Genomic DNA, 14,671 nt, shown 5'->3' with positions numbered 1-14,671 from the left:
GCACCCATCGGCCACCAGATACGCTGCTTTATGACCAATACTTTTGCAATACTCCGCTGGCCCGCACGCCACATCGCTCTGCTTTCCACACTCGTCCTACTGTGTACCAGTCTCTCCGGCTGTGCCCTGTTCGGCAAAGATGACGATCCATCCGCCGCCCCGGAAACCACGGAAAAAATGCTCTACGACGCCGCCGAGCGGCAGCTCAAATCGAGCCAATGGGAGGCAGGTATCAGCACCCTGCAACTGTTGGAAGAGAACTTTCCGTTTGGCTCCTACGCCGAGCAGGCCCAGCTGGAGCTGATCTACGCCTACTACAAAAACTTCGAAACCGAAGCCGCCATTGCCAGCGCCGACCGTTTCATTCGTCTGCACCCCCAGCATCGCCAGGTCGACTACGCCTATTATATGAAGGGGCTGGCCACCTTTACCGAGGGCCGTGGCGCCTTCGAGAAGTTCCTGCCCACCGACCGCACCAGCCGAGACCCCGGCATGGCCCGCGAATCCTTCGGCCACTTTGCCCAACTGCTGGCCCGCTTCCCCAACAGTGCCTATGCCCCAGATGCCCGCAAACGGATGATCTATCTGCGCAACCTGCTGGCGCGCTATGAGATCCACGTAGCCAACTACTACTTCAAGCGCGGCGCCTATATTGCCGCAGCCGACCGCGGTCGCTACGTGGTAGAGAATTTTCAGAAAACACCGGCCGTGCCCGATGGCCTGGCGGTGATGGTGCAGGCCTACAAACTACTGGGCATGGATGACCTCTCCGATGCCAGCTTGGCGGTGTTAAGCAGTAACTTCCCTAACCACCCGGCCCTGAACGAAGACGGCAGCTTCCGCTTCGCCTCGGGTACCCAACGAGGTGAGCGTTCCTGGGTGAGCAAGGTCACCTTCGGCCTGTTTGATAAGCCAGTCTCGCCCAGTTTTGACTCCCGTGAGCTCTACAACTCGGTCTACTTTGACGAGAGCCAGGTCTCCGCCCCCCGGCCACAGGATTAAGCAACCAGCCGGGGAGGCACCAACCACCCCTCTTTAACTGGCCAGCCTAGTCGCCTATCTTCCAGCCATTGGTAATCGGGTAACGACGGTCGCGACCGAAACCACGCTCACTGATACGCACCCCAACCGGCGCCTGGCGCCGTTTGTATTCGTTGATATCCACCAAACGCAGCACCCGCCGCACGGTGGCGGAATCAAATCCGGCCGCTTCGATCTCCGCTGCGCTCTGATCCTGCTCGATGTAGCGCTCCAGAATTTCATCCAGCACCGGGTAGGGCGGCAGGCTGTCTTCATCTTTTTGATCCGGGGCCAACTCGGCTGAGGGTGGCCGCTCGATCACACTCACCGGAATCACCTCCGACAGGGTGTTGCGATAACGCGACAACTCAAACACCGTCACCTTGGGTACATCTTTCAATACATCAAAACCACCCGCCATATCCCCATAGAGGGTGGAGTAGCCAACCGCCATTTCGCTTTTATTGCCAGTGGTGAGCACCAGATAACCCTTTTTGTTGGAGATCGCCATCAACAGCACACCCCGGCAGCGGGCCTGCAGGTTCTCTTCGGTGGTATCGACCTTGCTGCCCTCAAACTCTTCGGCCAGGCTGGCCATAAAAGCCTCATAGATGGGCTCGATACTGATCGACTGGTAACGCACCCCCAGGCGGTTGGCCTCATCACTGGCATCGTTTTTGGACAGATCGCTGGTGTAGCGAAACGGCATCATCACCGCCTCAACCCGCTCCTTGCCCAGGGCATCCACCGCTACCGCCAGTGTGAGGGCGGAATCGATGCCACCGGAGAGGCCCAACACCACGCCACGAAAGCCGTTCTTATTGACGTAATCGCGCACGCCAACCACCAGAGCCTGATAAATTGCCGCCAACTTGCTGGGTATGGCTATCTGATCCTGGGCCGGCACAGAGACAGTGCCGCTACTATCAACCGCCAGGGTGACCGGGAATAACCCCTCCTCGAAGAAGGGGGCCTGGCGCTGTATGGTGCCCGCGGCATCGACCACAAAGGAGCCGCCATCGAACACCAGTTCATCCTGGCCACCCACCAGGTTGGTATAGACTATCGGCATTGCCCCCTGCCGTGCCCGGTTGCTCAGCAGTTGCCGGCGCTGCTCGTACTTCTGGCCACTAAACGGCGAAGCATTGAGATTGAGCATCAATTTGGCGCCGTGGTTGCGGGCCTGTTCGGTCGGCTCGGCCAGCCAGATATCCTCACAGATGGTGATAGCCGTGGGCACGCCTTGGATATCGACCACACAGGGTTGATCACCGGCGACAAAGTAGCGCTTCTCATCAAACACCTGGTAGTTGGGCAGGCACTGTTTGGCGTACTCGGCAATCAACTGGCCGCCCTGAAACACCCCCGCCATGTTGAACACCCGGCCGGAGACCACCCGCGGATAACCCACCACCAGGGTAACCGGCAACGCGGCCTCGGCGATTTCGCTCATGGCGGCGTCGATCCGCTTTTGCAGACTGGGGCGCAGGAGCAGGTCTTCCGGTGGGTAGCCGGTGAGGGTTAACTCGGGGAAGAGCACCACATCGGCCTGATGTTCCTGCTGCGCCTGGCGGGCGGCCTCCAACATCAAGCGGGTATTGCCGGGAATATCGCCCACCAAAAAATTTAACTGGGCCATAACGACAGTAATGCTAGCCACTCGCCACCTCTCCTCTTTTGAACCAAACTGTGTGGGGGTGTATTGTCCGGGAAAGGTGGATAATAGGCAAAGTAATTGCCGGCTTACCCCGCCCGTGTGCGTCCAACACTTGCCACGCACTTCGCGTTAACGACAGACAGACCAACCATGACCTCGGCCACTAGCAACAGCACCAACAACAGTTCCAACAACAGAGACAACTACCGCCTCCTGCGCATCTACACCTATTACCGGACCGCACTCGGCAGCCTGCTGATGCTGCTGTTCACCGGTAACTTTGCCAACGATGTGCTGGGCCGCTACGCCCCCAAATGGTTTTTTCTCACCGCGCTGGTCTATACGGTGTTTAACCTGTTGACCTTAATTGGCCTCTGGCGCCGCCAAGAGGAGCCCGATACCCGGCAGCTGGTGGGCTACCTGATTATTGATGTCGCGGCGCTGACCTTGTTGTCCGGTACCAGCGGTGGTATCGCCAGTGGACTCTCCTACCTGCTGGTGATCACCGTGGCCGCCAGCGCCATCTTCCTTACCCGGCAGCTGGCCATATTTATCGCCGCCCTGGCCACAGTGACCACCCTGACCGAAACCCTGATCACCGCCCAGATCTTTGGCGACAGCTCTTCCCGGATGTTCTCCGCCGGCGCCCTCGGCATTTTGCTGTTTGCCACGGCGCTGCTGTTCCAATACCTGACTCAACGCATCCGCGAAAGCAGTGAAGAAGCCGATATTCAAGCCCAGGAGGCGGCCAAGGCGCGCGACACCTCGCAAAAGATTATCGAACGGATGCGCACCGGCGTGCTGGTCACCGACAGCCAGCAACAGATCCAGTTAATTAACAATGCCGCCTGTCGACTGCTTGGCTTGCCACCCATCTATGCACAACTCTCCACCAATCTGAGCGAAATCCCCCTGCTGGCCGATGCCTATCAGAGCTGGCAAGAGAACCCCAAGCGTGCCCGCCCGCCGGTACGGGTAGCGGAGAACAGTGCCGAGGTGCGCATTAATTTTGCGGAGCTAACCGGGCCAGAGGGCGACACACTGATCTTTGTTGAGGATCACCGCCTGCTGGCTCAGGAGGCACAAAAGCTCAAGCTCGGCTCGCTCGGCAAACTGACAGCCAGTATCGCCCACGAGGTACGCAACCCCTTGGGCGCCATCGCCCACGCAGCCCAACTGCTGACGGAGTCGCCAGAGCTTGCCGACGACTCCAAAAAGCTGCTCAACATTATTCTCAACCACTCCAAACGGGTTAATCAGATCATTGAAAATACCTTGCAACTCTCCCGCCGCAGCCAAAGCCAGGCGCAGGTGGTGGAGCTGTGTGAGTGGCTGCCCAAATTTATCAGCGAATACAGCCAGGCGCTGGCCAACGCCAGTGAGGTAGATATTGAATTGAATATCGAAGCGAGTAGCGAGCCGATTCTGGCCAAGGTGGATATCAACCACCTGCGCCAGATTTTAACCAACCTGTTCGATAACGGCCTGCGTTACGGTTATCAAATCACCGGCCGCTACCATCTGCAGCTACGCCTGGGCTACCAGGCCAGCAGTGAATTGGCCAGCCTGCTGATTATTGACGACGGTCCGGGTGTCAGCGAAGAGATGGAAGAGAGCATCTTTGAGCCCTTTTTCACCACCGAGAACACCGGTAGTGGCCTTGGCTTGTATATTTCTCGAGAATTGTGCCAATCTAATCAGGCATCGCTCACTTTTACCCGCTGGCAGGGTAAAAGCTGTTTTCAAATCAAGTTCGCCCACGCACAACAAGTATTTTAATAATCCCAAACCATTCGCTTTGAACCCCGACAGGAAACCCGCTGGCGCCATGAGTAGACACGCACTGATCATCGACGACGAACCCGATATTTTGGAGCTGCTGGATATCACCCTGTCGCGCATGGGTGTCGTTGCCGAGCGCGCCGCCAACCTTGACGCAGCCCGCCAAAAGTTGGCTCAACACCGCTACCAATTCTGCCTGACCGATATGCGGCTTCCAGATGGCAACGGCATTGATCTGGTCAAAGAGGTGCAACAGAGCCACCCGCAAATGCCCATTGTGGTGCTCACTGCCCACGGCAATATGGATACCGCGGTGGAGGCCATGAAAGCCGGCGCCTACGACTTTATTACCAAGCCGGTCGACCTGGAGCAGTTGCGCCAGCTGGTGAACTCAGCGCTGGCGGTGAGCCCGGAACCCCCCAGCGGTATCCAGGAAGATCAACTGATCAAGGGCGAATCAGCGGCCATCGTGGCATTGCGCAAGAAGATCAACAAGCTGGCCCGTTCTCAGGCGCCGGTATTTATCAGTGGTGAGTCGGGTAGTGGTAAGGAGCTGGTGGCGCGCTCCATACACGCGCAAGGCCCCCGAGCCAAGCATCCCTTCATTGCCGTGAACTGTGGCGCAATACCGGCCGAGCTGGTGGAGAGTGAGCTGTTTGGCCATCGTAAAGGCAGTTTCACCGGCGCCCAGAAAGACAAGGAGGGGCTATTCCAGGCGGCCCACGGCGGCACACTCTTTTTGGATGAGGTGGCGGACCTCCCCCTGGATATGCAGGTTAAATTACTGCGCGCCATTCAGGAGAAAGCGGTGCGCGCCATTGGCGATGCCAACGAAACCAAAGTAGATGTCCGCATACTCAGCGCCAGCCACAAGGATCTAACCGAGGCCATTGAGAACGGAAAATTTCGTGCGGACTTGTACTATCGAATCAACGTTATTGAAGTCCCTGTACCCGCCTTGCGCGAGCGTGGCAGCGATATCCTGCTACTGGCCAACTACTTCCTGCACCATTTTGCCAACGACTATAACGACGAACCGGCAATACTGTCGCAGGCGGCCTCCGCCGCCCTGGCCGCTTACGATTTTCCGGGCAATGTGCGCGAGCTGCACAATATTCTGGAGCGGGCCTACACCCTGTGTGAAGGCCTGGTAATCGAAGCCGCAGACCTACAACTGAGCCCCATCGGCAAGAACAGCGACACCGGCCGAGAGCCCAGCCCTCCCCCTAGCCACACCGTTAGTCAGAAGCTCGACTACGACGAAAGCATTCCGCTGGATGACTATCTGGCCGATATCGAAAGAGAGATACTGCTCACCACCCTCGACAAACACCGCTGGAATCGAACCACGGCCGCCAAGGCTCTGGGCATTACCTTTCGCTCCCTGCGCTACCGGCTGAAGAAGTTGGGGCTCGACAGCGACGACTAATCCTTTGCAAATTAGGCCAATGCTAAGACTTTGCGGTGACGTCACTCAGGCAAAGTCATTAATTCAGCCAATATTTCACAAAAAATCGTCACCCAATTCACTTATCTATTGAGTTAGCATTAGCACCGCCTGCACTGCCCCAGAAGATCACCACCTGGGGAGGATAAGTGATGAAAAAGCATGGCGGCTTGAGCTTGATTGAACTGATGATGACTCTGGCGATCGTCAGCATTCTCTACTTTGTGGCAATTCCCAACGGCTACCAGATTTATGCCCGCCATAAAGCCAGCGCCACCATCAATGAGTTGCTCGGACAACTGGAGTTTGCCCGCACCCTGGCACTGGCTCAGGGTCGTTATATCAGCGTGTGTGCCAGCGGCGATAACCAGAGCTGCGGCGACAATTGGTCCCGGGGACTGTACATATTTGCCGACCCGGACATCAACGGCGTTATTGAATCCCCCGGGCAGATCATCCGGGTGTTTGACCGGGCCAACGACCAGGCCACCATCACGCTCAACGCCGGACTCAATATCAACTACATCAACTACACCCCCACCGGAACCAGCTTTCGCAAGAACAGTGGCGGCAATCTGGTCTACTGCAGCCGCGCCGGCGAGACGCGCAACGCCAAAGTAATTATTTTTTTCCGTACTGGACGGGCCTATTTGGGACGCGACCGCAACGGCAACGGCATTCCGGAAAACGGCAGCGGCAACGACATCAACTGCTGATTTAAGGCGGGAGTGGGCCGGCAACTATTGGCTGCCAATTGAATTGTGTTTTAATGGGCGCCGATTTTTTCCAGCAAGAGCAGCCAGTGTGAAGCAACCCATCTCATTTACTCAGGGGCCGGTCGGCAAGGTTTTGTATCAATTGGCACTGCCGGGGGTGATCGGCTTGGGGGCCTCCATGTCGTTTAATATCGCCGATACATTCTTCGTTGGCCGGCTCGGCAGCGAATCGCTGGCGGCGATGAGTTTCACCTTTCCCATAGTGCTGCTGATCACCACCCTCGGTATTGGTTTTGCCACCGGCACCTCATCGGTCTATGCCCGCATGCTCGGCCTGAAGATGCCACAAGAGGCCAGGCAGATGGCAGGTGACACACTGCTGCTCTGCCTGGCCATTTCAACGACGGTGATGATGTTGGGTTGGCAGTTGATGGAGCCCACCTTTCAGCTGCTGGGTGCCAAACCGGCACTGTTACCATTAATTAATCAGTACATGTGGGCCTGGTATTGGAACACACCCTTTTTCTGTCTCTCAATGGTGATCTCCGCCATTTTGCAGGCCTCCGGCCACAACAAAATCGCAGGCACGCTGATGATCTGGAGTGCCATTGCCAATATCATCCTCGACCCAATTCTGATTTTTGGGCTGGGCCCCATCCCAGGCCTCGCCATTGCCGGTGCGGCCTGGACCACGGTGTTCACCCGTGTGCTGTTAACCGGCCTCGCCCTCTATCTGGCGATTCACCGCTACCAGTTAATCAGCATCCCCCATCTACGCGGCCCGGCCATGCTGCGCTCCTGGAGGGCGGTTATGAAAGTGGGCGTGCCGACCATGGCCACCAATCTGATCATCCCGATATTCAGTGGCGCCGCGTTGGTGTTGGTGTCGAGCTTTGGTCCGGAAGCGGTGGCCGCCATGGGCATCACTCAACGCCTCGAGCCCTTGCTGTTAATTGTGCTGATCGGCCTGGCCAATATTCTGGGCCCGTTTGTCGGCCAGAATATGGTGCCGGAGCATCGCGCCCGCCTGCCGCAAGCCCTAGCCGCCAGCAGCCGCTTCAGCCTGGTTTACGGTCTCGTCTGCGCCCTGCTACTCTGGCTTTGTGGTGGACTGATCAGCAAGGCCTTTACCGACTCTGCGCGGGTAATTTCCATTGCCGCCACCTACCTCGCCATTGTCCCCCTCTCCTACGGCTTACAAGGTATCTCCATGGCGGCCAACTCCAGCTTTAACGGCCTGGGTAAACCCCTGCCCGGTGCCGCTATCTCCGCGCTGCGGGTGCTGGTTATCTTTGTACCTCTCGCCCTGTTGGGTAAGTACTGGTTTGGCCTGGTGGGTATTTTTGTCGCGGTGGCGCTGGCCAATAGCCTGGCCGGAATTATTGGTTATTTTTGGCTGAGGCAGACCTATCGCAAGGCAACCCTGCAATCCATTTAAGGGGGGGTTACTGCCCACACCATCCAACGGCAAGGTTACTAGTAATTTGATTGGGCCAAGAGGAGTGAAGGCTAGAGGGCAGATCAAGCTGGCTGGCCACAACCTCAATCAGCGGCCTACCACTTCGACTATTTAATAAATAAAAAAGGTACTACCAGAACTCGCCCAAGAACGGCAGCACTTTTTATCGCCATGCCGTAATTATTGCTCTTCCCAGTTGCTAGAACAGCGGCTTTATAAGACGCAGGCAGTACCGATACAACCTACCAGAGCTACGACCTGCCAGAACTACGTCAATCACTATTGGCAAAGCAGAGCCTCACCTAGAGCGAGGCCCGGTGCCAGCTATTAATTACCAAACAGCTCCTGCCACGCCACACGCCCTAACCCTGAGGCAGCATCCGGGCAGACCCAGCGATAGGAGACTTCACCATTAGAGGTGGAAAATGCCTGGTACTGGCCGTTGTTTTTCGGGCAGGGCTGGTCAACGTCATCTGGTGCACCAATAAAGGCAGAACCGGAGGGCATGGCCTCGTCAACGGGCTGACTGACATAACCCTGATCCTCATCATTAATTACACCATCGCCGTTGTAATCGTAGATTGGATTGGTGGTTGCCAAACCATCAACACCGATACTGTTGAGGTAACCCATACCACCGGCATCACAAACATCGCTAGATGGAATGACACTGGTAAAGAAGATGGTGCCCAGCAAAATGGCCGGGTCGGCAATAACCCGCTCACCCGACTCCGGCAGCAGATCCATATACCAACCGTAGTCACCTGAGTCACTCACCTCGTTGTACCAGACAATGGCATCACCACTCACCTTCCTGCCACTGCTACCTTCCGGGGTCTCGAGAGTGCGCGCCTGCAAGTCGGAGCGGGTGATGGCGCCATCGCCACGATCCCAAACCGCGTAGAAGCTCTCGGTTTTCGTGGTGGCGTAATCACCGAACTCCAGCATTTTGCCAGTACCAAACAACACAACCAGGTTTGGCAGATTATCGGTAAATGGTGTCTCTTTATTGATTACCACCAGCGGTGTGGTGGTGATTGCCTGACTTTCGCCGTCGTTATTGACTGCACTAAACAGAGGCTCAGGATCAGCCAAAGTACCGTGCGCCACTTTCCATCCAGAAGCATTGGCAGCACGTAAATCAAACGCCCACAGGTTGCCTTTCAAGTCCCCGGCATAAGCCCAGTCAACCACACGATCACCGTCGGTATCGGCCAAAACCGGGGCAAATAGGCCATTTCCATCGCCCGCTTGGGTGTCCAGCTCAATGTAATCACCAACCGACCACTCTCCATCCACCCCCTCCTCAATAAAGAGAATAAAGAGCTTGGCTAAACCGCCATCGGAGTTGACGCCGTTACCGGTAATCACGGCAAACTTGCCGTTATTCATCATGACCACTTTGGCTTCACCAAAGACGTGCCCCATATCGCTATCACCGCTGCCGCCGTTATTGCCGTCGAACTCCCACAGCAGCATGTCGTCGGCGTTGCCCTCACTAAAGGTCGCCGGATTGGTCACATCCAGTGCAAACAGACCTTTACCACCATTGCCTAAAGCGCCAACCACAATGGTGCGCCAATTTCTGCTGTCGGCCTGCACTGGATATTCGGCATCGATAAATACGTCTGACGCGGTTAGCGTGCCGTCTACATAAAAGCGATGTTGATAGCTGGGGCTGGTTAAATAAAACAGCCCTTCGGTTTCAGAATCACCATTTGCCAATTGGCTGGGGATATAGGCGAATAGCTCTTTACCCGCGTCGTCGCCACTACCACTAAAGGCGTGCAACATACCGTCGTTGGCGCCAACGTAGATAACCGACTTACGGTTGGCGTAGGTGGAGGCAAAATAGGAGTAGTTACCGTCAGGGGAGCTGTCACCAAATTTAGAGTTGGCATTGTAATTGGGATAGCGGATCTCCGGCTCACCCACTTCAATGGGGGAGGAGTTAACAATATCGCCCAATAAACCCGAAGCACCGGAGGTTCTATCGCGGAACTCTTCGAACGCCTGACCACGCAGATAGGCAATCACCTTGGCCGTTAAAATTGGATCTCCACCGGCACCATCCAGGTCATCCCGCATTTCGTCGCTAAATTGTGCAAAATTCAAAAAACGAAAAGGCACACCATCCTTACGCGTCTCCATACCCACCGTTACACTACCGGCGGTGATAATCGTCCGATTAGAGGGACCCAAAGCCGGGTCTGCGACGCGGGCATCCAGCTGCGCTGCCACCGTCCAACTGGGTGTATCAGCAAACAGATTACCGTCATTATCATCTGGATTAACATAGGGATAGGCGGCCAGGTCACCCCACCACTGACTGCCCTGATAATTAAAGGTGGCTTGGAATAAGAGAGAATCTGAACTGACCGCGCCGGAGTTAAATGCCACTGTGGTAAGCGAAGTTTTTTCACCTTCGATATCGGTAAAAATACTATTTAAAGACTCGACAAGCTCATCAACGTTATTAGCCTGGCGAACTGATCCATCCTCATCGGGACGAACGCCATTGGCGGCTGCACGCATTAGTAGTTCGTCCTCAGCCACCGAACTGTCGAAACCGCCAATAAAATAAGTTTTAATGTTGTTGATATTGGTTAAGCCGACCGGATCATCCGGCGACGGGCGCAAGTTGCTGTCGTTAAGTGCAAGAGTGATATCGTCCAATACATTTAGGGCGCGCAGCGGGCCGGTTGAGCCATCGTCATAAACACGGTACTCAATGCTGTTATCAATACCGTCGGCATCATAACCAACATGACTACCCACCTCACTACCACCCATCAGCAGCGGACTGATTAATCCCGTTTCATTGGGAATACCGTCGGTCAGAGCAATGATGTAATTCTCCTGACAATAACCCTGAATTATCTCTTTCGCTGGAATCTCATCTGCCGGTGCAACCACCCCTTCAGCGTAGGCCGGCAGCGTGGAGAAGACTTCCGATGCAAGAACGGCTTGCGCATCAACGGTATCCGCGTGGATGGTGATCTCTTCGTTTTCATGCCCCGAGATAAAATAGCGACCAATATCCGACAGCGCTTCCGAAATGGGTGTATCCCCTCCCAAACGAAGATCCGCCAAACTATTGAGAAGCTGATCGCGTTGGCGAACACCACTGCCGATATCGGCATCAATATCCTCAATACCCGAGAGGATTAAAGCTCCACCCACCTCGGCGGTTTCATCCTCCTCATTCACCCGCTCAAAGGCAGCCAGCCCGAGACGCACATCGGACAGCCCCATCAGCAACTTTTCGCCGGCATCCTGTGAAATCTGCAGACGCGAACCCACGCCAAATTTTCGACCGCGGTTTCCCCAGGTTAAATCGGGCCCAGTTTGGTCGGCATTAGAGAAGTAGTAATTCCAAAAATTGGCCGGACCCGATTCAACACGAGTCGCACGGGACGCCCAGTAGGAGCCCAAATAGTCAGGACTCTCAACCACCATGACAACCGCATCGTCTGGCACATTATTAGGGGACCCATCCAGATAACTGTCCATTGCGGAACTTAAACTGTCGAGCGCAGAAGCCTCAAACAGACCCGACACCGTTCCAACATAGGTGTCAAAAAAACCAGATTCAAAAAGGTCTTGGAATTCACCCCAGGTAACCGTAATCGGGTCGGCGGAGAAACAGGCGGTCGGATAGAGCGTACCCTCTCCGGATGTACCCCACTCGTAATTTGTACCGTCGTAAGTGAAATAGCCCATGCCACTGTCGGTGGCCGCAGCATTGAAAACCGGTGTTACGAAATCGTCGCGGTAATCTCGGTTACGAGCGTCAAACAGCTGATTGGGCAACAGAGCCAACCCATCGGCACAGGTGCCATAATTCACGGAGGCATCGTACCCACCATACTCAAAACGGTTCATGGAGCCCGAGGTATCAAACAGCATCATCACATTGGGTTTCACGCTGGCTTCGGTCAGCAGGGGTTGGTTGGGAAGCTCTACCGCGCCAACCATTGAGCAATTACCCGCGATGAATGCAGCCAGCAGCGGTTTCCTTCCGCCACAAGAGTGCGTAATTATTTGCGTAAGAACTTTTGTTTTGTTAGCCATGATAATTTTTGTCTTGTCGCTTATTGTGGCAGCTGCAACTCTTCTCAACCCTGCAACCCGCCCTAAAAATAATTCAATTAAGATTCTGAAAGATCTGCGCTGTAGTAGCCGGAGACGAGGCGCACAACACCGCTGCCACTTTCAGCCCTTACAACAATACGAAACAGCCGAGCGGTGGGCGGCACTGTCGGCTGGCTGTAGTTGTTGCTCAGGCCAACACTAATGTCCTGCCCTTTCACAACCACCTCGCCCAAATCCTCTATAAAATATTTTGCGGAAAACCCCTGGCTGACCACATTGGCCACCTGGGTTTTAGCTGCGGCCCAGGTATTGACCAGGTCGAGATAATTGGTCGGACCGTGGCCTTCCGAGTAGAGCCCGGCCATAGAGACGCCTTCCGAATAGGTGCCCGAATCACTGAACATCGACAGGCTGCCCGCGCCGCTATTGATAAAATCCTCGGCCTCCACCAGCGCACTCTCTGCTGCCTGGAAAACCAAATTGGATTCGCGAATAGCCGAGGTCATTCGCTCCTGTACCACCACCTCGCGGTTGGCAGACAGCACCACCATGGTTAACACCAGCAACAGAATCAGGCTGACGATAAGCACCGCACCGGCCTCGCCACGCGCGGCTGGCTGAGGGGCCTGCCCCTTGTCGAATCCCTGGAAAGACCCAGCCAACTGCGCAGCTCGATTGGGATTAGCAGAATTAAGTAAGCGTTTTTGTGTATGGATCATTGGTTATAGCTCCGACTCGACTGTGCGGTTGCGGATATTGGAGGTGCTGGTGTAGGTTCGGGTGATCGGCTTACCATCCACCAGCTCGGTACTGCGTACCGTTACCGATGTTCTTACCGCCATAATCGCGGCCGGGTCTGCAACCGAAGCGGGTTCGAGAAATTGCTGCTTGTTATCAAGCAACACCCCAAAACGAACCTGAAAATCGATTACATCAGGGATCAGCTCGTAATTGGTACCATCCTCGCGACGATAGAGCGCCGGGTTGCCATTACTGCCATCGGCCAGGAAATAGGTGTAGACAAACGGCTCTAAAATGGAGGCATCTTTGCCATAGAGCGAAGAGAGATTGGCGGTGGAGTTGCCCAGGCCGCTGATGGTGTCGGCAGTGTGTTCAATATTGGTGCCCGAACCATTGGTTTTAATAAAGATATCCCCGTTAAAACAGTTGGTCACCATCAACACCGTGCCATTGGGAATCGCAGTGGGACAGGCCTCGGCCAGAGTCAGGGCGTCACTTTCGGTGCTGAGTTCCACCCCCAGGTTCATCACCCCGTCGCAGATCGGACGCGACCCCACAATGCGCAGAGTATCTGTACCACTCAACACTGTTTTACCACCTATGGCCTGGGTGCCAGTGGCGGTGTAGCCGTACACAGCACCATTGGCCAAATTGAAATAGGGGTGATAACTGGCGTCGTAGTTACCACCGGTGAGTGCATTGCTCAAACCGGTGTGATCACGCAGACAACCGCTGAAGTCAGCACTGCGCACATCGCGGCTGATAAACTCTGTCGCGATACGGCCACCATCCTGCACCGAGGCCATGGCGTTTTGCAGTCTGGCCCCTTCACGGCTGCCGTCGAATACCTGGGTAACGCCAAACAGCAACAGAACGCCCAGGAACATGGCCACCAAGGCCTCCACCATAGTGAAGCCCTGAGCCTTACGACTCGCCAGCGCGGTTGCTATTGGGCGGCCCATCACAGCAACACCTCCAGGGAGAAGGTCTGCGGCAGGTTTGCGGCGGTCTCGGCATTGCGCACCACCTCAGACCAGCTGACCGAGATTATGTAGCTGCCGCTAACTTCGTCGTAGGCCACACTGCCACTGCCACTCGGTAAGCCGCCCTCCGTTACACTACCCTTGATGATCTGGCTCCACTCATAGGCATCGCGATTGGCCATCTCGCTATAACTGCAGCCGCCGTCACATTCAGGATTGGATAGGTTCGACCAGGTGATATTTTTATAGGCGTCGGCAGAGATACCGCCCGGATTACTGCGCATGCGCTCGGCAAAGTCGTAGGCGTAGATGGTGGCCAGTGTTCGGTAATTACTGGCGGCGATATTTTTAGCGCCCAGCAGCTGGACACTCGCCAAACCCAGAAAACCGATTGCCAGAATAATGATCGTCACCAGGATCTCGATCATGGAGACGCCCTGTTGGCGTGTTACTGAAGCAGGCGTTATCGTTTGTTTTACACCCGCTGTCGTCAGCCCGAGTTTCATTTGGTTATTTCCCTAGTGGCAAACCCCGTCTCCACCTGACTTCAGGCTTAGCCTTCTATGGCCATCCATTCGCCAGATATTTGACAGTTTTGGCATATTTTTCTACGACGCAATATTGTCGCTTTGCTTCTTCTGTGGAGCCAGACCGGTAAAAAGGTCAAAAATCCGTCTCAGGCGTAAAGTACCACCACAAGCAAAGCCACAGATAGGGAAGAACCGGTAAAAAGCGGCGGGGATGGGACAAAAGGCGAAAGGGCTTGGACAA

The 14,671-nt window shown here is 55.4% G+C and carries 10 protein-coding genes; 5 read left to right on the top strand and 5 right to left on the bottom strand.

Annotation, left to right across the window (positions count from 1 at the left end; genetic code table 11):
• Window positions 1–30: 30 nt before the first annotated feature.
• Window positions 31–1,002, top strand: coding sequence for an outer membrane protein assembly factor BamD (locus tag SBL51_RS20440; protein ID WP_317933009.1), 972 nt, complete (start codon window positions 31–33; stop codon window positions 1,000–1,002).
• Window positions 1,003–1,048: 46 nt separating this feature from the next.
• Here the strand turns inward: SBL51_RS20440 and SBL51_RS20435 are convergent, their stop codons facing one another.
• The gene (locus SBL51_RS20435; protein WP_317933008.1) at window positions 1,049–2,680 is read right to left on the bottom strand and encodes an NAD+ synthase; all 1,632 of its coding nucleotides are present in this window, start codon (window positions 2,678–2,680) and stop codon (window positions 1,049–1,051) included.
• A 147-nt stretch (window positions 2,681–2,827) separates the two neighbouring features.
• On the opposite strand from SBL51_RS20435, the gene SBL51_RS20430 reads away from it, so the two are divergent.
• The 4 genes from SBL51_RS20430 (at window position 2,828) to SBL51_RS20415 (ending at window position 8,060) form a co-directional block, all read left to right on the top strand.
• A complete protein-coding gene (locus SBL51_RS20430; protein WP_317933007.1) occupies window positions 2,828–4,456 on the top strand; it encodes a sensor histidine kinase in 1,629 nt (542 codons plus the stop codon).
• A gap of 49 nt (window positions 4,457–4,505) precedes the next feature.
• Window positions 4,506–5,888: a sigma-54 dependent transcriptional regulator gene (locus tag SBL51_RS20425; protein ID WP_317933006.1), complete on the top strand. Its 1,383-nt coding sequence runs from the start codon at window positions 4,506–4,508 to the stop codon at window positions 5,886–5,888.
• Window positions 5,889–6,058: 170 nt separating this feature from the next.
• Complete coding sequence (locus SBL51_RS20420; protein WP_317933005.1) at window positions 6,059–6,622, top strand: GspH/FimT family pseudopilin; 564 nt, start codon at window positions 6,059–6,061, stop codon at window positions 6,620–6,622.
• 88 nt (window positions 6,623–6,710) lie between these two features.
• Window positions 6,711–8,060 (top strand): MATE family efflux transporter, encoded by a 1,350-nt coding sequence (locus SBL51_RS20415; RefSeq protein ID WP_317933004.1) that lies wholly within the window; start codon window positions 6,711–6,713, stop codon window positions 8,058–8,060.
• 348 nt (window positions 8,061–8,408) lie between these two features.
• On the opposite strand, the gene SBL51_RS20410 is transcribed toward SBL51_RS20415, so the two are convergent.
• The 4 genes from SBL51_RS20410 to pilV all read right to left on the bottom strand — a co-directional run bounded on the left by SBL51_RS20410 (window position 8,409) and on the right by pilV (window position 14,406).
• Window positions 8,409–12,059, bottom strand: a complete 3,651-nt coding sequence (locus SBL51_RS20410; RefSeq protein ID WP_317933003.1) for a pilus assembly protein — start codon at window positions 12,057–12,059, stop codon at window positions 8,409–8,411.
• A 173-nt stretch (window positions 12,060–12,232) separates the two neighbouring features.
• Window positions 12,233–12,895 (bottom strand): PilX N-terminal domain-containing pilus assembly protein, encoded by a 663-nt coding sequence (locus tag SBL51_RS20405; RefSeq protein WP_317933002.1) that lies wholly within the window; start codon window positions 12,893–12,895, stop codon window positions 12,233–12,235.
• A gap of 3 nt (window positions 12,896–12,898) precedes the next feature.
• Entirely contained in the window at window positions 12,899–13,879 is a 981-nt protein-coding gene (locus SBL51_RS20400) for a PilW family protein (RefSeq protein WP_317933001.1), read from the bottom strand.
• A complete protein-coding gene (gene pilV, locus SBL51_RS20395; RefSeq protein WP_317933000.1) occupies window positions 13,879–14,406 on the bottom strand; it encodes a type IV pilus modification protein PilV in 528 nt (175 codons plus the stop codon). The genes SBL51_RS20400 and pilV overlap by 1 nt, the downstream gene beginning before the upstream one ends.
• Window positions 14,407–14,671 lie beyond the last annotated feature (265 nt).

Origin of the sequence: Halioxenophilus sp. WMMB6 (assembly GCF_033283405.1) — a bacterium.
In the GTDB taxonomy this organism is placed as follows: Bacteria; Pseudomonadota; Gammaproteobacteria; order Pseudomonadales; family Cellvibrionaceae; genus Halioxenophilus.
The sequence above is the reverse complement of the archived record's forward strand: the minus strand, read 5'-3'. Positions and strand labels throughout refer to the sequence as shown.